Source organism: Vibrio hannami (assembly GCF_029589055.1).
GTDB classification, from domain to species: domain Bacteria; phylum Pseudomonadota; class Gammaproteobacteria; order Enterobacterales; family Vibrionaceae; genus Vibrio; species Vibrio hannami.
In genome coordinates this window covers 308,352-329,450 of the sequence record NZ_JARQZP010000003.1, presented here as the reverse complement: position 1 = coordinate 329,450, position 21,099 = coordinate 308,352, and the positions used below count along the sequence as shown (strand labels likewise).

Sequence of the window (21,099 nt, the reverse complement as noted above, 5' to 3'; positions counted from 1 at the left end):
ATGATCATCGCAACTAATATAGAAAAAATTTATCCAAACCAATGTCATGCACTAAAAAATGTTTCAGCGACAGTAAAACGCGGTGAAGTAGTGGTTATCATTGGTCCATCTGGCTCAGGTAAATCGACCTTTCTTCGTACACTGAACCAACTGGAAGAGATCAGTAGTGGCGATATCATCATCGATGGTATCAACATGTACCACAAAAATACTGATATCAACGTACTGCGTGAAAACGTCGGTATGGTATTCCAGTCGTTTAACCTGTTCCCTCACCTTTCTGTTCGCGACAACGTAATGCTAGCCCCTCAGAAAGTGTCTAACCGTGATAAATCAGAGGTCAAATCGGAAGCCGAAGGTCTGTTAGCTCGCGTTGGACTGGGAGATAAAAAGGAAGTATTTCCGAGCCAGTTATCCGGTGGTCAACAGCAGCGTGTTGCTATCGCTCGTTCACTGGCGATGAAGCCAGACATTATGCTGTTCGATGAACCTACATCAGCACTAGATCCAGAAATGGTGGGCGAGGTACTGGATGTAATGAAGTCTCTCGCTCAGGAAGGGATGACCATGGTGGTTGTTACTCACGAAATGGGTTTCGCTAAAGAAGTTGCTGACAGAGTGTTGTTTATGGAAGACGGTGAACTTCTGGTAGATGACAGCCCGGAAAACTTCTTTGACCAACCTAAGCATCCTCGATTGCAGAAATTTCTTGCCAGCATTCTATAAAACTCAATTGGTTACTTTGCTTATATTGAAGGGGGTTATATAGTTAGTGACTATATAATCCCCTTTTTAATAGCAAGGAGTAAAATAATGAATCGAATACTGTCTCTTCTGCTGACCAGCACCCTTTTTGTCCCCGTGCTCGCTAGTGAAAGCGTGACCGTTGAGTTAGAAAAAGCAAACAATGCCCAACAAAAACAAGCTCGGGACGAAATCATCGAAAGTGGAATCAATCCTATATTTTCTGAGCTGGCAGATAGTGTATTCCCATTCAACAACAAGCTCACAATCATCTATGGTCAAAACGATGGGCCATATTATGACTCTCAACAACACGCCGTTTTTATCCCTTATGATTTCTACCTTCAGGCGAAGGCATATTTTGCTAAAAACAACTACGAAAAAGAACACGGTAGATCGGCTCAATACGCTGCACTAGATACGTTAATGCATACTTTGCTTCATGAAGCAGGACACGCCTATGTAGCAGACCAGGACATTGCAATTCTGGGGAAAGAGGAAGACGCCGTTGATAACTTTGCGACAGTATTGTTATTAGAGTACGTTGATAAAGGGTCTGATGTAGCGATCAGTGCCGCCGATATGTTTGCTTACGAGTCGGAAGACAAACCGGAATATTATGCTATGTCCGAGTATGCAGGTGAACATAGCTTTGACATGCAACGTTACTTCGCTACCCTCTGTCTTGTGTACGGCAGCAACCCGGAGAAGTTCGAGTACTTACTGGATGAAGTAGAAAGCGATTATCTTGATAACAGAAAAGATTACTGCGAATTTAATTACCAGCAAATCAGCAACAACTGGCACCGATATTTAAAGGTTCAAGAGTAGTCATATTCTATCGGTGTCCCAAAACGCGATCAGGAATCGCTAATTCTCCCTTTCTCAAATTGAGTTCTTCCAACAGGACAGATTTGTTCGAGCGGAGGTAACTCGGCAAGCTATCACGGTTGCTTGTGCAGTTTGGCGAGCCTGCACTATACTAACAATAAGACAAATAGCATTAGAAAGTTAAAATGTCAGAGTAATAGCAGTATTCGTAACGATGAAAGATTTCCATAAAGGGATTGACAGTCTTCAAGTTCAGTCATAGGCTTCTCAGAAAAGCTATCTTAATGGGCTTCCCAAGCAAAGCACGTTACTCATATTGTTTTCATGGCTTACTATACGCAGCTAAGAAATAGGATACTCCCTAAACATATAGCCGAGTTGTTGATGTACTTATTTTGCTAATAGGCTACTGATGAAAATTTCTCTATTTTTCATTATCATATCTTTGATGTCGTTCATGGTAAATGCTCAGGTCGACTGGCGAATTGTCAATGTAACCACTGGAGAGTGGGCTCCTTACACTTCACAAAACCTACCGCATGGAGGGTTGGCTAACCATATTGTGTCTGAAGCTTTCTCTGCCGTCGGTATCAAAACAAATTTTGGTTTCTTCCCGTGGCGACGTTCCTACTTATATGTTAAAAATGGACAAGATGACAAAAAAAAGAATGGCATGCATCTACCCTCTGGCTATATTCGGATGAAAGAGCCAAAGAACTAATATATAGCTTGCCCGTTGTCGCAACTGAAAGTGTGGTTTTTCACCTCAAGTCAAACCCTATTGATTTAAGTGACGAACCAAGCAAACAGAAGCTTAATATAGGTGTGAATGAGCTGGCTCCAACCCCACTCTTAGATAAACTTGAGAAAGACGGAGTTATACGTATTGAGCGTGTTGCTGATGATGACGTTTCACTAAACAGGCTTTTATATCGATCACTTGACGGTGTTTTAATAACGAAAAATGTGGGTCTCTACTATTTAAGCAAATTATCAAAAGAAGAACAAAATAAAATCACTTACTCCAATACACCTGTTCGCAGTGTACCTATGTATTTAGTAATATCAAAAAAGATCAAGAATGCTGAAGAGCTAGTTCGTCAATTTAATAACGGCATAAGAAAAATAGAACAAAATGGTAGGTTAGACCAAATCATCAGAGAATATACCTTCTAATACATTGCAACAATATTTGTACTTGTCGTCATTTTGCATCACGTCGACTGACTTTATGTATCCACTAGGAACAATATTACATACGAATGTGTTCTACACCTATCAAACTGGACAGTTACCTATGCGAATCAACCACGTTATTTTCTTGTCATAGTTCACCTCGTTAATGATTTTTCTCAATTTGCTCAGCACTCAAACTTTCCCTAGATAATCAAAACATCATTTCAGTTTATTTGCACCCAAATATCGTATAAAGTGTTCCCAAAGCTTAAATACTAGTGGGGATGGAAATTGTTTAACGATTTAAAAAACAAAAATATTCTGATAACTGGCTCAACCAACGGTATCGGTTTAGCAGCTGCAAAATTCTTGGCCTCTAGCGGTGCACACGTGTCACTCACATCTTATCGTCAGCACGAAAACATTGCTGACACTATTGAAACAATAAATAATTTGGGCGGCTCTGCGAGTTTTCATCAGGTAGATTTCTGTAACGATGAAGCATGTGAAACGTTTGTTGAAAACTTTGTCCGTGAGCGCGGTCGTATCGATGTACTAGTCAATAATGTTGGTGGACTAGTAGAACGAAGACAGACTGAAGATATCGACGCTGAGCTTTTTGATGATGTCGCTTATCTTAATATGCGCTCTGCACATACAATGGTGAGACTGTGCCTACCTTTCCTCAAAGAGTCAGCAAAAAACAAAAACTGGTCAGCTTCAGTCATCAGTGTTGGATCTATTGCTGCATACTCCGGTGGTGGACCTGGTGCATCTTTGTATGCAGCATCTAAAGCTTGGTTACATACGATTAATCGTTCATGGGCAAAGAAGTATGCTGCCGATAATATTAGGTTCAATGTTATTGCTCCAGGCACTGTCGATACAGCATTCCATGCAGACAAAGACGATGAGGCAAAGGAGAGAATGAGCAAGGGTATACCCATGAGCCGTTTAGGTACACCTGATGAGATGGCACCAACATTTGCGTACCTCGCCTCTCACCTGATGTCCGGGTATGTCACTGGGCAAATTCTGCATGTCAATGGTGGTCAGTTCATGTCTTAGCTTTTAGCTAAGGCTAAAGAGTATCCACCTTCATAGCCGGTGTTTTTTCATATACGCCTATATGATTCTTCTACTGGCTGTGTCCTATAGTAATAGGACATTTGCATATAGCAGTGACAACGCTAAAGTAGAAGTATTTGAAGTCAGTTTAGTTGTTCCAAAACCGTCTCTAAGCTGAAATCATATCTCTTCATAGTAGGGTTGTGCTTTTTCGAAAATCTTAAGAAATCTATCCGGCTCCAATCTCGAAACCCAAAGTATTCAATAAAGCTTTCTGCGTTATGCCTCTCAATAGAATGCATATCAGAGTTCATCGTATTCCTAGTAAAGTCATATCCATAATGATAATCGTACAACATCACCAATGACCAAGCACCATCCATAAAGTGCCCTCCGACAGTCGTCGCTAGCACTCCTTCTTTTACTTTGTTAATGCCTTTTTCAGACCAACCGCATCCGGCAAAAATCATATCTTTGCCGGGGACTTTTCCAAATTCTTCAGCAGCTTTTATTGCGCCGAGTGCTATACTGTCGTTCGCACCCCAAACAGCACCAATATGCTTATATCGAGTTAGTAAGCGTTTTGTTTTGTCATAAGCATTTTTTTCACTCCAATCACTTGATACTACTTGAAGTAATTTCGCTCTTTCCGAATAAGCACCGATTACCGCCTCTAATCCTGCTACACGAGCTGAAGACGCGTGTGTATTGCGGCTTCCGGATATAGCAACAATGTGCAAAGTTTTATCAGGAGCGAAAAGGTTCTTTTCAATACCTTGCTTAATAAGCGCCTCTCCCATCTTATAGCCCGCAAAGAAATTATTCACCGAATATTGCCCAATCCACATAACGTATTTATCACGTGGCTGGCCAAAGTGGGCACGATCGCTTTTGCTTACAAATGGATTATTGAAAAGAAATACCTTAACACCAGCAGATTCTGCGACTTCAATAACTCCGCCAGCACTTCCCTTTTCATTTCCTGTAAGTATATAGTCAGGAGGGGTTTCACGGTTAACCACTTCTTTTGCCTGTCGAACAACTTTTTTGTGGTTGCGATTTGAGTAAATAACTTCAAATTCAATACCAAGGTCTTCGGCTGAAGCCTGCATAAAATCAGTTGTCATTGACCAAAACCAATCATTTGGATGTGCTGGGTTTAGAAAAACCACGTGCATTCTGTCGGCTTCATCTGACGCTACACTTACGCATGATATCGTAGTAAAAAGAAAACAAAATAACTTAGTCACGCATTTGTTAAATTTGGTCATCAAATACTACCTTTTGATTGAACGCACAATATTCTGAGGATCACCTTCGGTAACATTGTCAGTTAGCAAAACTTATGACTGAGCTCTACCTTCGTGGAATAATCGCAAAATCTCGGATCCTCGCTACAACTTAAATCGACTAACGATATCGGATAACTCAGAGCTAACGTCTGATATGCTTTCCGCATCGGTCAGCGCGCCTTTACTGTTCCGTTCGAGTTCTAATACAATATCTCTAATTACTGACATGTTACGACTTACTTCCTGAGTGACACTACCCTGCTCTTCTGCCACAGTGGCAATCTGTGTACTTAACTCATTTTGATATATAGAAAAGAACGGTCAAATATTGCAATCATTATAAACAGCCATCAATTTAAGGACTATCCATAGGTATAGCGAATGTGACTTATTGCCTGTTTTAGATAACTGAGTCTGGTAGGTAAAGTTTGATTGGAGCGCCGTCCTATTTATTACGGCTAATAAGCTTGGTGTTGCCTTTTATTCACAGCCTCGTATGAACTAATCATTCACACGAGGCTTTGGGCTAGTTAGAAACTGTAAGTAATGCCAACACGACTGCGTAACTGCCGATCTGCTTTTGTGCCGCTTACCGAGACATTGGCAAACTCAACATATGGTCTCCAGTTCCAATCTTCGCCCTTATAGCCGATTTTTACACCCAGATCCCAATTAGTGTCCCCATTGTCGAAAAACACTTGATCATCATGACCTTTAGTATAGTTACCTTCAAGACCAAACTGGAAATGATCATATTGATAGTCAACGTTAGCAGTGACATAACTGAGTGTTTCGCTATCACGGTCATCAGAGAACTCTCTGAACTGGTGACGATAGCGCAGCTTAGTCACAAGACCTGAATCAAACTTATATTGTACTCGAATCTGGGGTTTGTAGCTTACACTGCCTGGGAAAAAAGTAACTGGCATACCAGGAATTAGCATCCACTTATCATTGATTTTATATTTGTAACCAATGTCAAATTCATTCCCTTTTGATTCCCACTCAGAAAACGGTTTCCCTTTTTGCATTGCTTCGACACCAAAATAAATGTTACCTATTCCGGACCCGATTTTTACACGGCTAGAATAGTCTTCGCTGTCGTGTTTATACTCTTGACGAAAATCAAGAGAAGCGGCTGAAACGGAAGCACTAGCAATTAATACTATTGCTGCTGTAGTCGCTAATTTAAATATTTTAGGCATACATGATTCCCTTTTATTTGAACAGTAGATTGGCTACTTTTTTATTGTTTATTTCTTCTTTTTTTAGCTCTTTGAGAGCATCAGTAAATACTTCTCCTCCATAAGCTTTTTGTGCATACAGCAAATTCACATAAGCTTTTGAACCATCGAAGCCCTTTAGTTCTTTGTATAGCCAACCGTCTGGGTTGTTAGCGAACTTAGCGATATATTGATAGCCTTTTTCGAGAGAGTGTTTGTCGACTTCATAGTTCCAAACATCTACACCTAATCTGTCGCCAAAGTGACCTAAGTGGTTATACGCCTCCAAATTGAAGTTCGAATAGTGCCAGGGACGAGTACGTTCAAGCTCTCCATGCTGACGTCCATTCATATCAAATTGGCTACCAATGCGGCGCATTTGCGCAATCCTGAGACGCTTTTTGGCAATATCATCTTGTCCAACAAAAATAGAAAAAGCCGCTACCTGAGCGTCGTACCATGTTCCATGGTTGTTATGCCAGTTGTCTTCCTCAAAGCCATGATTGCTGGTTAGAAGCCACTCATTAAACTCTGAAAACCACTCTACAATCGCGTTATACTGCTCTGGCTTCATCACTTCTTTCAGAACATTAGCACTATCAAGAACCGGGATTAGCAGCCTGCTTTCGATAATGCCTATACCACGACCATCTACGATGCCAGGAATTGCTTGTGCATACTTCAGGTGTGGATTCATGCGGGTATCAGTATTGACAAGCCATGCATCCAATTGTGCGATCGCTTTTTCTGCGTAGGCTTTATCATCAGTAAAGTAATAGGCAAGACCCAAATTAGTCACATCTTTAGCAAATCGAATAAAACGCTGCTTGTCGGTAGCTGTGCTTTTGGTTGCCATATTGTATTCGCCGTCACGACGAATATATGGTAAACCATCTTTGGTATCTGGGTTAGGCCACCAATAAGGACCAAAACTAAAGTAGTCCTGCTTATTCCCGCTTGCAGGCAGAAGAGTCTTGTTCGTGACTGGATCAACCTCCGCCACTAGTGCCTTATCAGCCAGACTCAATAAGCTTTCAAGAGATGCTTTCTTCTCATCCAAGTGTTGTTTGTTGTGCTCTAACGCTACTTGATCGTAAGAAATAAAATCAACGTCATTCGCGTAAGCACCCCACGACAAAACCATGCTTACCAATATTGTACTTTTTCTAAAAATCATAAAAACCCCCATACAAAACACCGTACTTATAATATTGAAATGCTGGTTCATTAAAGTGATCGATATCAGGAAGTTTCATATAAGTGTCTAATAATATTAATAATGAGACTTTGTATCGCAACTTGAAAAAATAAACTTGACATAAAAATATGAAGATCTTAAGCGTTCATATGAGAGCTGATTTATTGCCGTTGAAATGGCTTAATACGGAATCCAGTAGATCTAAACAATGAACTTACGAGCTAATGGTTGCCAGCTTGTCGCTAAAGAGGCGCGTGCGCTATGGTGTTAAGAGTGCGCTCACTCGTCTGTAACAGACGAACTAGTTTATATAGATGATCCGGCATATTGTTTCAAAAAATCTTAGTCAAAAGTACATATGGTATTGAGAACAACACCATATGGAACGGCATGTTCTTTTTAATGAAACAGTGTTTTACTTATTGCGATATGACGAAAGACCTTGTATATTAAATTTTGCACTTGCTGGTAGTGACTAAAGCCTAACTATTAGCACACCCTTGCCAGTCATTTTGGCTGGCTTTTTTTTTAATTGTATTATGTGTGTAAATAATAATTACTTAAAGTTAATTAAATTGTTAAGGTAACCCCATGTTATTCGGAAATATTACTCAATTGGACCTTCTTCCCTACACTTATACTATGTTAAGGAACGTGATTGACGAGGCGGTAGCAATTGCTGAACGTAATCCAGATGGTGTGTATTCTCTATCAGATGAGCGAATCTTTGTGAACCTAATTTCAGCACTAACAGAGCATAGCAGTCAAAGAGCGGCTGAAATTCATAAAAAATATATAGATGTTCAAGTTCTGCTTGAGGGTTGTGAGAGAATAGGATACTCAAATGTATTAGAGGAAGATATTCAAATAATTGATCAAGTAGAAAACGATTTGCTTATTATCGAAGATGTAGTGAATGAAAATTTTGTTGATTTGAAATCGGGAGATTTTGTACTTTATTTTCCTAATCAGGTGCATCGCCCCCTTTGTGCCGTTGATTCAACAGGTAGGGTCAGAAAGGCGATTATAAAGATACCTGCTGATATCTTCGTTTGACTTAGTTTTGTTTATTGATTAATTGCTACTCTATTAGGAGCCTAGATAATCGATGATTCTAAAGCGAGAATTATTCTGATGAAACTGGGTAACATTGGGGTTTATTAGTTGTCGATATATAACGTAATCAATCGTTTGGACATAGATGCATGAGCTAATTTTTGCATAGCTGGTTCATTTATAGTGAGTTCTATTTGGTCGAAACATTGCTCACAGAACCAGCTTTTAGTCTTCTTCGATTCTTATCCAGATTTCAAGTTAAGTGGGTGTAACTATCCTCGAAAAGAGTATTCACAGTAGTTCATACGACTTATGATTGCATGTATACGACTTGAGTACTTAAAAATTCATATAAGCCATGTTTCCCGTCTGCACCACCAATACCTGATTTTCTAACACCAGCATGGAAGCCTTGCATTGCTTCAAAGTTTTCTCGGTTAATATACGTTTCGCCAAATTCAAGCATTTTTACCGCATGTAGAGCTTTGGAGAGATCTTTGGTATATATGGAAGACGTTAACCCATATTCACAATCATTAGCATAACCAATTGCTTCGTCTAAAGAGTCCACTATCTGAATCGGTAATACTGGGCCAAAAGTTTCCAGCTTCATGATATCCATGGACATATTGCAGCCGCTTAACACTGTCGGTAGGAAATAATAACCTTTTTCGTTATCAGCAACGGTTCCCCCGCACTCCAACTTCGCTCCTTGAGCTAGGGCCGTATTAACCGAATCTTGGACTTTCTGCAAACCTTGACGATTTATGAGTGGTCCCATCTCTATATTTGGGTCAATTAAAGGGTTACCAAAGCGAGTCGATTGCATCTCTTTAGTAATACGCGCAATAAACTCTTCTGCGACCCCTCGCTGCACATAGACCCTCTCAGCACAGTTACATACTTGCCCTGAATTGATGACTCTTGAGTCTCTAATCGCTTTAACCGCTAAACCTACATCAGCATCATCAAGAACTATAGCCGGAGCTTTACCCCCAAGTTCTAGGTTCAGCTTAGTAATATTAGGGGCAGCTGCTGCCATAATATTCTCCCCCGTCTTGACGCTACCAGTAAAACTTATCATATCGACTTTACTGCTCATCGATAACTGTGCACCAACATTACCTCGCCCCGATACTACATTAAACACCCCTTCGGGTAGGTCTGTCTCTGCAACTAACTTGGCAAATTCAAAACAGTTATTGGGAGTCTCTTCACTCGGCTTAATAACAATGGTGTTTCCGGTTACTAATGCAGGAGCCATTTTACGAGCGATGAGGAAAAATGGGAAATTCCAAGGTAGAATACCCGCGACAACACCAATAGGCTTTCTAAATAAAAAGATATTTTCACCGCGTCTGTCACTGGTGATAATTTCACCTTCAATTCTTCTGGCCCACTCTGACATATAGTCAATGTATTCGGCGGTAAAACCCACTTCAACTTTTGCCAAATCAAGAGTTTTACCTTGCTCTTCGCTAATAACTGTAGCTAAATATTCCGTGTTCTCACGCACTTTCTCTGCGATAGCTCGCAAATATTTCGCTCTCTCAACTGCTGGCGTTCCTGCCCACTGACTCTTTGCTTTTGTCGCAGCATTTAAAGCCTGTTCTACTTCACTTTCATTCGAAGCCGGTACAGTAGAAATTAGCTCCTCTGTTGCGGGATTATATACGTCAATACGTTCACTAGTGTCTGTAAAGGCGCCATTGATATAGTTATTGTAATGTCGTTGAGTTTGCATGTAGCGTTCTCCTCTTTATTAGGTGTAGGTGGTTATAAGATGTTGCTTATTTGTTACCACGCATGAATAGTAATGTTACAACACCCACTCTACCTTCGAGTTTTTTCGCTATATCTAAAAATTAACGTCAATATCTAAAGAATCAAACGTTCAAGATCACCAAATGGTAACATTGTGAAAACATTTGGTTGTCATGTTAGTTTTATGCCTTACATCAAAAATTCGTGGTCAAATGCGGTGATTCGAAATAGGTCGGTTAAGTTACTGTCTTCTGCTCGATAGAAACGGTTCAGTGATTTTGCTAAATTAGTTGTTTACTTGATTGATTTAAAATGAATCGAATTAAAAAATGGAAAAATAGTTGAAAATCATAGAATTGCGTGAGTATAAAATTAAACCGGGGAAAACAGAGGAGTGGATTCAGTGGATGAATGATGAACTCCTTCCATATCAGCACTCGAAAGGAATGTTGATTATAGATACGTATCTGCGAACTGATGACAACGGGGTTGACTTTTTTGTGTGGCTTCGAGAATTTGAAAGTGAAGATGCTCGTCAACGTATCTATAAAGAAACTTATAATGATTGGTGGATTACCGTTATTCGACCAAAAGTATTTACATTGATTGATGAACACTCAATTAATGTAAAGCTACTTTACCCTGCCTTGTGAACACACTACCCTTAGCTCACTACATAATTACTACAGCACCCAAGATGATTCGCTAAAGGTAGCAGCAGACAGATACTTCCAACAAATCATCGCTAGAATTCGCGAGTTTTCTATAATCACTACGGAAGAAAACTTAGGAGCGCTTGAGGCAAGGTCTATTACCATACCTTACCAACCTTCACATCGGGTGTTTTGGAATAGATATGCAAGATCGAAAACTGGGATAGATTAATCTGTCAGTCTCCCTCGTTACTTACACAAATCCAGGTATGGACATCACTTCAGTGATGTCCTGCCGTTATAAACTAATCTCGCATACTGTACCTGTTCACGGAAATCACTGTAGTCATAGTTTTTCTCGTAAACCATTCCCAGCCAATCGCCTTCAGGGCCAAACTCTATCTCTCCTGCATAGGTACCGCGAGATTTTAAGTCGTCGACAACTTTTCTAAACTCTTGTCTGGCTTCTGCACCGTTCATTCTCAATCCTCCCTTAACACCACCGCGTTTCTGTATATCCGCGCAGCATCTAGTTGAAATGAAATCGGGATTTTTGATGCAAGAAAAAGGCCCAGGTTGTTCTGAGCCTTTTGGGTGCTTATTTTTCAATAAGATACTGAGATTTGGTCTTAAGAAGCAATATTAAGAACCCAGACGGTCAGCGGCAAGAATTGCCGCTTGTTCGTAAAGCTTCTCTTTATCGGTCTCTTTTACGCCCATTTCAGCCAGGTTAGTTGGTAGAAGCGCGTACTCGTCAAACACGCCACCTTCAGTGTATAGAACTGAAGTACGCTACATGGCGCATCGTTAGACGCGCTAGTAGGTACCATAACAGCTGAAAGTTAAGCGTAGTACGCTACTGTTTTTGCAGTATCCAGAGTCTTACCGCCACCGATACTCAAGGTACTGTACTAATTAACAGCACCTTAAGGCCTCGTGAATAAAAGTTACAGCTTTTGATAGACCTCTCGAGCTATCATTAATTCTTCGTTAGTATTTAGTACCAGCACAGAAACTTTCGACGTATCACTATGAATTAACGTATCGTTCGCCTTGTTTCTTTCGTCATCCATCTCAATGCCCAGGCGAGAAAGTCCTGCTGTGACTTTGCTTCTTACTGTTCGAGAGTTTTCACCAATACCGCCCGTGAAAATCAATGCATCTAGGCCTCCCATTTGAACCATGTAACTGCCGATAAAATGACGAATTCGCTCGACAAACATGTCCAGAGCAAGCTGTGCCTGTAAATTACCAGACTCCATAGCAAGTTCTATTTCTCGGCAATCGTTAGAAAGCTGAGAAATACCCAGCAGACCAGACTCTTTATTATAGATTTCCTGAACTTGTGATGAATCGGTATTCAATTTGTCCTGTAAGTAACCAGATATAGACGGATCGATGTCCCCACATCGGGTACCCATCATTAAGCCAGCCAGTGGCGTAAAGCCCATCGAAGTATTCACAGATTCACCACTATCAATAGCACAAATGCTTGCGCCACTTCCCAGATGACAACTTATGACCTTAAGGTCTGATAGAGGCTTACCCAACTCTTCAGCGCAAAGTTCTGCTACATACGCATGACTGGTTCCGTGGAACCCATATCTACGTACGCCATATTTTTGGTACAACTCATATGGAATCGCATATAAATAATATTCGGGTTTCATTGTCTGATGAAAAGCGGTGTCAAAGACAGCAACATTACACACATCAGGCAGTGTGTTCATAACAGTTTTTATACCTGTCACATTGGCGGGATTATGCAAAGGAGCAAGCTCTGTTTGAGCTACAATTTCTTGCAGGACTTCTTCTGTTACAACCGTCGCCTGGCTAAAACGCTCCCCACCATGAGCTACCCTATGCCCGACACCAATAATCTCACCAAGATCCGAAACAACACCAAGCTCAGTCAACGATGTCAGCAGGTTTTCAATCGCGCTCTTATAATCAGAAATAGGTTCTTCTAGACTGAACTTCTTACCTTCACCATAAGTGATTGAGAATACCGCGTCCTGCTTCCCTATTTTGTCAATTAAACCCTTCGCGACCACCTGTTCTGAAGGCATTTCAAACAGCTGAAATTTAATTGTTGAGCTGCCAGCATTCACAGCCATTACTATATTATTCATCGATCCCTCGAATTAAACCAATCGTTAATAAAGTTATATACTTCTTGTCTAAATATAATATCGAATATATCAGTGATTGATGAAAAAATATCGACAACCATATCTAATTACGGTAGCAATAAATTAATAAACATACGATTTTCTTGTCATCCAAACCAACAAACAAATTGATATAATACTTATTATAAACAATAAGATAAATTAAAATCACACCACCATCAACCACAGTGTATCTTGTAAAAAAACATTGTCAGCAATGGCATCAACAATAATATATTTGAACTACACACTAATGAATTATCTATCAGCTTATATCAAGCAAAAATTTATCTATCAATGACAAAAATTTATCCATTTATGGCAATTTTTTGATAAAGCATCAATTAATTGATTTTAATCACAGTTAATTAATGTTTTATTGGGGCATTATAAATACACTTCAGGTGCAATGATTTTTGCATTCGCTTAATAGGGAATCAAGTTAAATTCTTGAGCTGTGCCCGCAACTGTAATTGGCGAGTCTACAGAACTAAAACCACTGGGTAATACCGGGAAGGGAATCTGTCAGATAGTGACCCAAGAGCCAGGAGACCTGCCTGAATAAATGTGAATAGATTTCACAATACGAGCGGGTTACTCGTGGTACATAAGCTTTCTTTGCTAATACCCGACTATCAACCCCGTAAGTACTTTATTAATGGATATAACTTACGGTACATAACAATGCTAAAACAATTTTCAACCTCTCTTTTAATGTGCGCAATAGCGGCAACTCCTCTGGCACAGGCTTCAGATAATGCCGCTAGCGAAGGAGAAACGGCTATTGTACTTGCTGCTTTCGGAACAACTTACAATACTGCAGTGGGTTCTCTTATCGGTATTCAGGAAGAGGTACAGAACGCCTATCCAGACATTCCGGTTAAGTTTGCGTTTACATCAAACATCATTCGTAAGATCTGGCACGAAAGAGACTCTGATCAGCAGTATAAAGACGCTCACCCGGAGATCCCAGAAAACTTCTACGAAGTGAAGAACATTCTTGGTACTCTCGCAGACCTTCAGAATGAAGGTTACAAAAACATCGTTGTTCAGACGACTTTGTTGACACATGGTGAGGAGTTCATCGACCTTAACGCTTATATCAACGGATTGCGTTCTATTGAAACGATCAAAGAAAAGTGGAAGCCATTCAACACCATCGCTGTAGGTCGTCCACTGATGGGTACCTGGGGAAAAGGTCATGAATACCGTCAGGATCTTGAAAAACTCACTGTTGCCTTAAAAGATGACGTCGAATTGGCTAAGAAAAATAACTCGGCTCTTGTTTACATGGGACATGGCAACGATCACCTTTCAACAGGCTTGTACTACGAGTTAGGCGAATTGATGAACGAAGCCTACCCTGAAGTGAAAACCTACGTAGGTCTGGTTGAAGGCCACCCTGGTTTCGATAAAGTGCTGGCAGATATGAAAAAAGATGGCGTTAATAAAGTAACGGCTAAGCCTCTGATGGTAGTTGCAGGCGACCACGCAACCAATGATATGGCCGGCGATGAAGACGATTCATGGAAGGTAATGCTGACCAAAGAAGGTATTGAAGTAATACCTGTATTAGAAGGCCTGGGAAGCAAAGATGCTATCCAGAAAATCTATCTTCAGCACCTTGTTGACGCGGCAAACGATGCCAAGTTAGCGCTTAAGTAAAGGGTAGTTTCGTGAACGCACCGTTAAATTCAAAAAAGTAGTGGACTCAACTCAAGACGCAGGTTTAAAACAAGACGCGTTTATTGAAGTCCGGTCTCTTACCCGCAGTTTTGGTAAGAGCCGGGCGGTAGATAATATGAGCTTCACCCTGCAAAGAGGGGAAATTTGCGCCTTTCTTGGCCCAAACGGTGCCGGGAAAACAACCACAATTAAAATGTTAACAGGCCTGCTGGAACCGGATTCCGGCCAGATCTTTTACGATAACCTGGAAAATCGATCAGACAGACACGAACTCCGACGTTTAATTGGTGTTGTGCCTCAACACAACAATATCGACAGAGAACTCACCCCCGCCGAAAACCTTCGAGTACATGGTCTTCTGTATAAAATGCGAGGAAAAGCGCTTGAACAGGCGATCGAGGAGAGTCTGGAATTTGCAGGCCTGCAAGAACACAAACAAAAACCTTCGGGAAAATTATCCGGTGGTATGAAGCGCAAGCTGGTTATCGCACGCGCACTTATGCATAAACCGAAAATCCTCTTCCTCGACGAACCAACGGTTGGCCTTGACCCTCATAGCCGACGCAAGATGTGGTCATTCCTGAATAAGATCAATCAGGAACATAAATGTACTATCTTTCTGACTACTCACTATATCGAAGAGGCAGAACGCCTCTCTGAGCGAGTGATTTTTATCGATAGCGGTAAAATAGTAACCGAAGGCACCGCCGAGACGCTAAAACAACAACTTGGACAGTGCGTACTCGATATTGAAACCGAAGAGTTGAAACAGGAATTTTTTGACGACAGAGAGCAAGCTCTGGAAAGGCTTTCTCAAATTACGCATGCACCTGTCAGTATCAGAGAAACAACACTTGAAGATGTATTCCTTCATTTAACAGGAAAGAGGTTAGCAAAAAATGCTTGATGGTGTTGTTGGTATTTATTACCGCGAATGCACAGTTCTTAGAAAAAAACTGGTTCGGGTGGTTCTGGCTGCCGCTGTGCCTCCATTTTTGTATCTGATGGCATTCGGCTATGGTGTAGGGAAAGGAACCAGCGTTGAGGGAATCGACTACCTTACCTTCCTGCTTCCCGGCTTATTAGCCATGTCGAGCATGAATCACAGCTACAATATTGCGACTGAAATTAACATCAGCCGCTTCTATCTCAAGATATTCGAAGAGTACTTATTATCACCAAATCAGCGCTGGCAAATTGTTTTGGGTGAAGTCGCCTATGGCGTGACCAAAGGCATGATTCCCGTGGTGGTCGTTTCTGTTTATAGCGTAATATGCGGTATCTCCCTGCACTTTGGTATCCAGTTTCTGCTTGCTTTAGTGCTACACCTAATTGCTTTTGCGCTTATTGGTTTAATTGTATCTCTTAAGATGAAAAACCATAGAGATCAGGCAACAATGAACTCATTCGTGATTACACCTATGATGTTCTTATCTGGTACATTTTTTCCGGTTGACCAGATGCCAGTGTTTATCCAGTGGCTCGCTAAGCTATCTCCACTGACTTATAGCGCTGATTTGATTCGCTCATCACTGCTGGACGCACCTTACAATTACTCCTCTCTGGGAATATTGTTGGTTCTGAATATTGCTCTGGTATTCATCGCAACAAGAATCGTATATAAGGTTGAAGCATGAAGTGGGGTCTAGTCAGTCTCTTTGTTGTAACGCTTTTGGTTTCCACGCTTATTGGCCCCAACTTAATCAACCCGCTCGATATGTCTCAAATCGAGTACAAAATTCTTACTGAGCTTAGAATACCCCGGGTACTTTTTTCAGCGATTATCGGAGCTATGCTAGGGCTTAGCGGGAGCATATATCAGCTCACCCTGAAAAACCCACTAGCTGACAGTTTTACGACCGGAGCGGCCTCATCCTCAGCGTTAGGTGCGGTTCTGGCAATTTCCCTTGGTATGCCCGTTCACCTTATATCTGTTTTTGCTTTTATTACCGGCATTGGTGGATTGGGGATGGTTTATAAAATGTCACTCACTGGTGGCAAAATTAACCCTATCACTATGATTCTGGCAGGCGTGGTAATGAACGTGGTTTCATCCGCCGTTATTAGTTTTTCCAAATACTATTTTGAAGACTCTCTTAACTCTATCGTCTATTGGCTGATGGGGGGAATATTTATGGTTAATGCGGAAAGGCTCATAGTTTGCTTTGTGCTGTTTGCTATCGTGTTTACCTATTTACATCGCAATGCTATGAAGCTAAATATTCTAGCGTTAGACGAACACTCCGCTCAGAGTCTGGGAGTCAATGTTCACAGACTCCGTTCACTGGTGTTTATCGCTTCAACTCTTTTAGTTTCTGTCGCAGTAAGCTTTTCCGGTATTATCGGGTTTGTTGGCCTGATAGTACCGCACATTTCCAGAAGCCTGTTCGGAAGTGATATGAAACACAACATCTTTTATTCAAGCCTGTTTGGTGCATTTTTGCTTATGACTTCGGACACTCTATCGCGAGTTATCATACCTGGAGGTGCAGAACTGCCCGTCGGTATCATGACCGCTATATTTGGCGGTATGTTCTTCTTCTACCTGCTGAAACATCGTAGGGAGCACTTCTGGAATGGCTGATATAACCATTAAATCTCTTAAATTCAGCCGGGGTGATTTCAGGCTTAATGTTCCTGCCCTTGAGATAAAACACGGCGAGAAAGTAGCCCTGATGGGAGAAAACGGGTGCGGAAAAAGTACCCTGATAAACCTTGCTACAAGTTTGATTGATGTACCCAAAAGCTCTGTTTATTATAACGACAAAGCGATAGAAAAAATCTCACACTCCAAACGGGCAAGGCTGTTTTCAGTACTGGCTCAGTTCTCTGATATTTCTTTCCCGTTCAGCGTGATGGAAGTAGCACTGCTTGGAAGATATGTTCACTTAACAACCAATGAGTTTCAGCAGGAAGACAGAGACAAAACGCTGGAACTTCTGAAGCTGCTTGATATTGAACAATATAAAGAGAAAAGTTATTCAGACCTTTCCGGCGGTGAAAAACGCAGGGTGATGATAGCCAGAGTACTCAATCAGGAAGCTCCCATTATCTTTATGGATGAACCTAACTCCAGTCTGGACATACGCCATACTCTGGAAATATTCGAGCATATGAGCCAGCAACCGCAAACGGTGATCACATCGGTACACGATATCAACCTCGCATACCAGTACTTTGACCGATTCCTGTTTTTTAAGCAGGGCAACCTGATTTACGATGTCCCTAGAAGTGAAGTCACCCCACAACTATTATCCGAGGTCTACGATGTTTCGGTATCTACTGATACTACTAGCTTTAGCTTTTGCCCCAACTAGTTACGCGTACGACAAAATCGTACTGTTAGCCCCTGCCGCCGGAGATATCCTTATTAAGTTGGGAGCTCAGGATAAAGTGGTTGGTGTCACACGCAGTAATCACGATTTTCCTGATGCCCTTAAGATAGGTTCTCATATCAAACCTAACGTAGAACTCATCAAAGGGTTAGAACCTGACCTGCTAATTATTAGTTCTAATCGTTTTTTTTCCGACCAGATGGCAGGTCAAATCGAGGCCGATGTCGTTAAATACGACCCACACACCCTAAAGCAAATCCTGGAAGAGGTAGAGACTCTTGGGCAACTGGTTGATAAGCAAGCAGAAGCAAAACAGCTCGTATCTAAGCTCACCGCTATTCAGCAGCAGATCAAATCGCTGCCAAATAAACCAAAAGTTGTTTTTGAAGTTACCGAAAGCCCATTTATGGTGGCAGGGCAACGCAGTATCGTAAATGGTATTGTTACCGCAGCAGGCGGAGAACTACTCGCTCCCGGAAATAGAAAAGTGGTTAAGTTCAATGTAGAGAGCGTGTTGTTTGAAAATCCTGACTTCTACCTATATCAGGTCGGGCCAATGAATAAAAACCCGACCCCACCACTATCACGCCCCAACTTCAACATTCTTGATAGCAAGATCGTAAAAGTTGATCAGTTAGAGTTTTCAAGAGCAACAACGCATTCTTTTTCTCTCGCACTTGAGATGAACAAAAGGTTTCTAGAGTAAGGTGTAAATCAGTTCAATTTCTTCCGTGTCACCTCACCATTTTGGATTAGACTTATTAATAACTTCTGTAATAAATAATCTAATTATCTGGTGGGTGAACATGGGTGGACAGATTGACTTCAGATGTTTATACGAAAAGTGCTTAGCCGGAATTCTTCTTACTGATAAAGACATGAATATCACACAGGCGAACCAATCCGCTTGTGAACTTCTGGGTTACAGCAACTTCGAAGATATCGACCAACTGCAGATTGATTCCTACCACATCAACTCGTCCCACCAGGAATTATTTAACTTCTATATTGAAAAAAGCCTGCTTAAGGGAAAACCCATCGTTGTGGACTTTCCTTTTTTAAAGAAGGATGGAGACACCGTTTGGTTGAGTATTTCGGCGATAGCGATAGATGCTGGAGAAGAGCCAGATTTAAGCAAAGGGGTTGTCTGGACACTTGTTGATATATCATCAAGGAAGCAGGTAGAAGAAAAACTCACTCAGGAATCTAATACCGACTACCTGACCGGAATCAGCAATCGACGCCACTTCTTCCTTACTGCATCAAAACAAATCAGCTTTCACGCCAGAAACAAAAGAACCTTGTCTGTACTTATGCTGGATATTGATAACTTCAAAGCGGTTAACGATAGTTACGGACATGCGGTTGGCGACCAGTCCATCTGTATGCTTTCAGATATTTGCCAGGACAGCCTGAGACATGAGGATATTCTTGGACGTCTGGGGGGAAGAGTTTGCTATCTTGTTTTCTGAAACCGATATCGAAAATGCCAAAATGATCGCCGAACGTATCCGTGAAAAAGTAGAAAAAATGAGCCAAGAGATGAGCGGCCCGGAGTTTACCGTTAGTATCGGAGCTGCAGAACTACGAGAGAATGACAACATCGACTCGCTATTAAGCCGGGCTGACGGCGCCCTCTACGTTGCAAAACACAGAGGGCGAAATCAGGTGGTTGAGGTTCAGTGATCTTTATCTTTATGACAGTATTTTTTTATCTCGCGCAGCCAGGTTTGCAAAACACATACAAATCAATCCAATCGAAGTGATGAGTAAAAGCGGTACCGTCCACGCGTTTGTCGCGGTATGTAAATAACCTATCAGGGTAGGCCCGGCAGCCGCTAACGCATAACCAATACTCTGAGATAATCCCGAAAGCGCAGCGGCCTGACCCGGATTCTCGGTTCTAAGCCCGATCAAAGACATCCCAATAATAAACGTTGAGCAATTCGCCAGACCGAACAACCCGACCCAGAAAATGGCATATTCAGACAAGACAACTAATCCAAACGCCGCAACGGATACTGAAAGCGCGCAAAGAGATATTAAGCTTCGTTGGTTGTTCGTTTTGGACAATATTGGCAACAAAAGAAGTCCGGGAACCATCGTTGAGAATTGAAGAAAGCCATAAATATAACCCGCATCTATCTCACTGAAATGTAGATCATTCAGCATCTTTGGTAACCAGCCCGCCAGTGAATAGAAAGTAAACGAGTTCAACCCAATACCTAATGTCACTTGCCATGCTACCGGACATCTAAGCAAATCACGCATACGAGTATTGTGTTCAGTATGCTTTTCTTTCCGGATGCCTTGTTTCTCCTTTACAACCTTGGGGAACCAGATCAGCAAAGCCAAGATAGGAAAAATGATATTAAACAACAAAGCTGTCTGCCAGCCGGAGATACTGCCTAGCTGAAGGTTAGAAATAGGCACCATAAGGCTAGAACTCAGTGTAGACCCTATCCCCATAGTAAAAATATAGAGCGAAGTAATCGTTGAAATTCGAGCGGGAAAGTTGACTTTAACCACTACAGGTAACAACACATTACCAGTCGCGATACCCGCCCCAATAAATACCGTTCCAAGGTACAAGAATAATTCAACTCCGGAAGAACGTAGTAGGATACCTCCAGCAATCGAGAACAGTGCAATTAGCAAGCTTGGATATAGACCAAGCCTGTTAGAAAGCCATGCCGCTACAGGAGAAAAAACAGCAAATGAAAGCAGTGGTAAAGCGGTAAGAAAACCCGCAGAAGAAGCTGAAAGTGACAAATCCTCCATTATTTGCCCTAGCACTGGTGCCAGACTGGTGAAAGGACCTCTCAGATTCATCGCTAGGAACAGAACACCTATAAGCGCTACAATTCCAGCACGCCTAGAATTAGTCATACAATATTCTCAA

21 protein-coding genes, 1 pseudogene and 1 riboswitch are annotated in these 21,099 nt (G+C 41.4%); of the genes and pseudogenes, 14 read left to right on the top strand and 8 right to left on the bottom strand.

Annotated features, from left to right (window positions below; genetic code table 11):
* The 5 genes from P7F88_RS03005 (at position 1) to P7F88_RS02985 (ending at position 3,819) form a co-directional block, all read left to right on the top strand.
* Entirely contained in the window at positions 1 to 726 is a 726-nt protein-coding gene (locus P7F88_RS03005; RefSeq protein WP_277824524.1) for an amino acid ABC transporter ATP-binding protein, read from the top strand.
* 87 nt (positions 727 to 813) lie between these two features.
* Complete coding sequence (locus P7F88_RS03000; RefSeq protein ID WP_277821869.1) at positions 814 to 1,575, top strand: DUF4344 domain-containing metallopeptidase; 762 nt, start codon at positions 814 to 816, stop codon at positions 1,573 to 1,575.
* 457 nt (positions 1,576 to 2,032) lie between these two features.
* Positions 2,033 to 2,296, top strand: coding sequence for a hypothetical protein (locus P7F88_RS02995; RefSeq protein WP_277821868.1), 264 nt, complete (start codon positions 2,033 to 2,035; stop codon positions 2,294 to 2,296).
* Positions 2,297 to 2,304: 8 nt separating this feature from the next.
* Positions 2,305 to 2,751, top strand: coding sequence for a transporter substrate-binding domain-containing protein (locus P7F88_RS02990; RefSeq protein ID WP_277821867.1), 447 nt, complete (start codon positions 2,305 to 2,307; stop codon positions 2,749 to 2,751).
* Between the two features lie 291 nt (positions 2,752 to 3,042).
* A complete protein-coding gene (locus tag P7F88_RS02985) occupies positions 3,043 to 3,819 on the top strand; it encodes an SDR family NAD(P)-dependent oxidoreductase (RefSeq protein WP_277821866.1) in 777 nt (258 codons plus the stop codon).
* A 143-nt stretch (positions 3,820 to 3,962) separates the two neighbouring features.
* Here the strand turns inward: P7F88_RS02985 and P7F88_RS02980 are convergent, their stop codons facing one another.
* The 4 genes from P7F88_RS02980 to P7F88_RS02965 all read right to left on the bottom strand — a co-directional run bounded on the left by P7F88_RS02980 (position 3,963) and on the right by P7F88_RS02965 (position 7,511).
* Positions 3,963 to 5,090: an ABC transporter substrate-binding protein gene (locus P7F88_RS02980; RefSeq protein WP_277821865.1), complete on the bottom strand. Its 1,128-nt coding sequence runs from the start codon at positions 5,088 to 5,090 to the stop codon at positions 3,963 to 3,965.
* A 123-nt stretch (positions 5,091 to 5,213) separates the two neighbouring features.
* Positions 5,214 to 5,384 carry a hypothetical protein gene (locus P7F88_RS02975; RefSeq protein ID WP_338405524.1) on the bottom strand — a complete coding sequence of 57 codons (171 nt, stop codon included), beginning with the start codon at positions 5,382 to 5,384 and terminating at the stop codon, positions 5,214 to 5,216.
* A 257-nt stretch (positions 5,385 to 5,641) separates the two neighbouring features.
* Complete coding sequence (locus P7F88_RS02970; protein WP_277821864.1) at positions 5,642 to 6,316, bottom strand: oligogalacturonate-specific porin KdgM family protein; 675 nt, start codon at positions 6,314 to 6,316, stop codon at positions 5,642 to 5,644.
* Positions 6,317 to 6,329: 13 nt separating this feature from the next.
* Positions 6,330 to 7,511, bottom strand: a complete 1,182-nt coding sequence (locus tag P7F88_RS02965; RefSeq protein ID WP_277821863.1) for an alginate lyase family protein — start codon at positions 7,509 to 7,511, stop codon at positions 6,330 to 6,332.
* A gap of 612 nt (positions 7,512 to 8,123) precedes the next feature.
* On the opposite strand from P7F88_RS02965, the gene P7F88_RS02960 reads away from it, so the two are divergent.
* Positions 8,124 to 8,588 (top strand): NanQ anomerase/TabA/YiaL family protein, encoded by a 465-nt coding sequence (locus P7F88_RS02960; RefSeq protein WP_277821862.1) that lies wholly within the window; start codon positions 8,124 to 8,126, stop codon positions 8,586 to 8,588.
* A gap of 310 nt (positions 8,589 to 8,898) precedes the next feature.
* Here the strand turns inward: P7F88_RS02960 and aldA are convergent, their stop codons facing one another.
* A complete protein-coding gene (gene aldA, locus P7F88_RS02955) occupies positions 8,899 to 10,332 on the bottom strand; it encodes an aldehyde dehydrogenase (protein WP_277821861.1) in 1,434 nt (477 codons plus the stop codon).
* A 361-nt stretch (positions 10,333 to 10,693) separates the two neighbouring features.
* Here aldA and P7F88_RS02950 point away from each other — a divergent pair, with 361 nt between their 5' ends.
* The gene (locus tag P7F88_RS02950; RefSeq protein WP_277821860.1) at positions 10,694 to 11,005 is read left to right on the top strand and encodes an NIPSNAP family protein; all 312 of its coding nucleotides are present in this window, start codon (positions 10,694 to 10,696) and stop codon (positions 11,003 to 11,005) included.
* Between the two features lie 276 nt (positions 11,006 to 11,281).
* On the opposite strand, the gene P7F88_RS02945 is transcribed toward P7F88_RS02950, so the two are convergent.
* Positions 11,282 to 11,485, bottom strand: a complete 204-nt coding sequence (locus P7F88_RS02945) for a hypothetical protein (protein WP_277821859.1) — start codon at positions 11,483 to 11,485, stop codon at positions 11,282 to 11,284.
* A 467-nt stretch (positions 11,486 to 11,952) separates the two neighbouring features.
* Positions 11,953 to 13,137 carry an acetate/propionate family kinase gene (locus tag P7F88_RS02940; RefSeq protein ID WP_277821858.1) on the bottom strand — a complete coding sequence of 395 codons (1,185 nt, stop codon included), beginning with the start codon at positions 13,135 to 13,137 and terminating at the stop codon, positions 11,953 to 11,955.
* Positions 13,138 to 13,561: 424 nt separating this feature from the next.
* Positions 13,562 to 13,751, top strand: a riboswitch (cobalamin riboswitch).
* A 109-nt stretch (positions 13,752 to 13,860) separates the two neighbouring features.
* Here P7F88_RS02940 and P7F88_RS02935 point away from each other — a divergent pair.
* The 7 genes and pseudogenes from P7F88_RS02935 (at position 13,861) to P7F88_RS02905 (ending at position 19,883) form a co-directional block, all read left to right on the top strand.
* Positions 13,861 to 14,841 (top strand): sirohydrochlorin cobaltochelatase, encoded by a 981-nt coding sequence (locus P7F88_RS02935; protein ID WP_277821857.1) that lies wholly within the window; start codon positions 13,861 to 13,863, stop codon positions 14,839 to 14,841.
* Between the two features lie 40 nt (positions 14,842 to 14,881).
* Positions 14,882 to 15,769, top strand: a complete 888-nt coding sequence (locus P7F88_RS02930) for an ABC transporter ATP-binding protein (protein ID WP_277821856.1) — start codon at positions 14,882 to 14,884, stop codon at positions 15,767 to 15,769.
* A complete protein-coding gene (locus P7F88_RS02925; protein WP_277821855.1) occupies positions 15,762 to 16,499 on the top strand; it encodes an ABC transporter permease in 738 nt (245 codons plus the stop codon). The genes P7F88_RS02930 and P7F88_RS02925 overlap by 8 nt, the downstream gene beginning before the upstream one ends.
* Positions 16,496 to 17,446: a FecCD family ABC transporter permease gene (locus P7F88_RS02920; protein WP_277821854.1), complete on the top strand. Its 951-nt coding sequence runs from the start codon at positions 16,496 to 16,498 to the stop codon at positions 17,444 to 17,446. Before P7F88_RS02925 ends, P7F88_RS02920 begins: the two co-directional genes overlap by 4 nt.
* Positions 17,439 to 18,179 (top strand): ABC transporter ATP-binding protein, encoded by a 741-nt coding sequence (locus P7F88_RS02915; protein WP_277821853.1) that lies wholly within the window; start codon positions 17,439 to 17,441, stop codon positions 18,177 to 18,179. Before P7F88_RS02920 ends, P7F88_RS02915 begins: the two co-directional genes overlap by 8 nt.
* Positions 18,130 to 18,903, top strand: coding sequence for an ABC transporter substrate-binding protein (locus P7F88_RS02910; protein ID WP_277821852.1), 774 nt, complete (start codon positions 18,130 to 18,132; stop codon positions 18,901 to 18,903). The genes P7F88_RS02915 and P7F88_RS02910 overlap by 50 nt, the downstream gene beginning before the upstream one ends.
* Positions 18,904 to 19,003: 100 nt before the next feature.
* Positions 19,004 to 19,883: pseudogene (locus tag P7F88_RS02905) on the top strand (sensor domain-containing diguanylate cyclase).
* 9 nt (positions 19,884 to 19,892) lie between these two features.
* On the opposite strand, the gene P7F88_RS02895 reads toward P7F88_RS02905, so the two are convergent.
* Positions 19,893 to 21,086 (bottom strand): MFS transporter, encoded by a 1,194-nt coding sequence (locus tag P7F88_RS02895; protein ID WP_277821849.1) that lies wholly within the window; start codon positions 21,084 to 21,086, stop codon positions 19,893 to 19,895.
* Positions 21,087 to 21,099: the final 13 nt, after the last annotated feature.

What these genes read in the sequence shown, in the direction of transcription:
- P7F88_RS03005 (WP_277824524.1), top strand. Translation starts at nt 1, where the DNA reads ATGATCATCGCAACTAATATAGAAAAAATTTATCCAAACCAATGTCAT.
- P7F88_RS03000 (WP_277821869.1), top strand. Translation starts at nt 814, where the DNA reads ATGAATCGAATACTGTCTCTTCTGCTGACCAGCACCCTTTTTGTCCCC.
- P7F88_RS02995 (WP_277821868.1), top strand. Translation starts at nt 2,033, where the DNA reads ATGGTAAATGCTCAGGTCGACTGGCGAATTGTCAATGTAACCACTGGA.
- P7F88_RS02980 (WP_277821865.1), bottom strand. Translation starts at nt 5,090, where the DNA reads ATGACCAAATTTAACAAATGCGTGACTAAGTTATTTTGTTTTCTTTTT.
- P7F88_RS02970 (WP_277821864.1), bottom strand. Translation starts at nt 6,316, where the DNA reads ATGCCTAAAATATTTAAATTAGCGACTACAGCAGCAATAGTATTAATT.
- P7F88_RS02965 (WP_277821863.1), bottom strand. Translation starts at nt 7,511, where the DNA reads ATGATTTTTAGAAAAAGTACAATATTGGTAAGCATGGTTTTGTCGTGG.
- P7F88_RS02960 (WP_277821862.1), top strand. Translation starts at nt 8,124, where the DNA reads ATGTTATTCGGAAATATTACTCAATTGGACCTTCTTCCCTACACTTAT.
- aldA (WP_277821861.1), bottom strand. Translation starts at nt 10,332, where the DNA reads ATGCAAACTCAACGACATTACAATAACTATATCAATGGCGCCTTTACA.
- P7F88_RS02945 (WP_277821859.1), bottom strand. Translation starts at nt 11,485, where the DNA reads ATGAACGGTGCAGAAGCCAGACAAGAGTTTAGAAAAGTTGTCGACGAC.
- P7F88_RS02940 (WP_277821858.1), bottom strand. Translation starts at nt 13,137, where the DNA reads ATGAATAATATAGTAATGGCTGTGAATGCTGGCAGCTCAACAATTAAA.
- P7F88_RS02935 (WP_277821857.1), top strand. Translation starts at nt 13,861, where the DNA reads ATGCTAAAACAATTTTCAACCTCTCTTTTAATGTGCGCAATAGCGGCA.
- P7F88_RS02925 (WP_277821855.1), top strand. Translation starts at nt 15,762, where the DNA reads ATGCTTGATGGTGTTGTTGGTATTTATTACCGCGAATGCACAGTTCTT.
- P7F88_RS02920 (WP_277821854.1), top strand. Translation starts at nt 16,496, where the DNA reads ATGAAGTGGGGTCTAGTCAGTCTCTTTGTTGTAACGCTTTTGGTTTCC.
- P7F88_RS02915 (WP_277821853.1), top strand. Translation starts at nt 17,439, where the DNA reads ATGGCTGATATAACCATTAAATCTCTTAAATTCAGCCGGGGTGATTTC.
- P7F88_RS02910 (WP_277821852.1), top strand. Translation starts at nt 18,130, where the DNA reads ATGTTTCGGTATCTACTGATACTACTAGCTTTAGCTTTTGCCCCAACT.
- P7F88_RS02895 (WP_277821849.1), bottom strand. Translation starts at nt 21,086, where the DNA reads ATGACTAATTCTAGGCGTGCTGGAATTGTAGCGCTTATAGGTGTTCTG.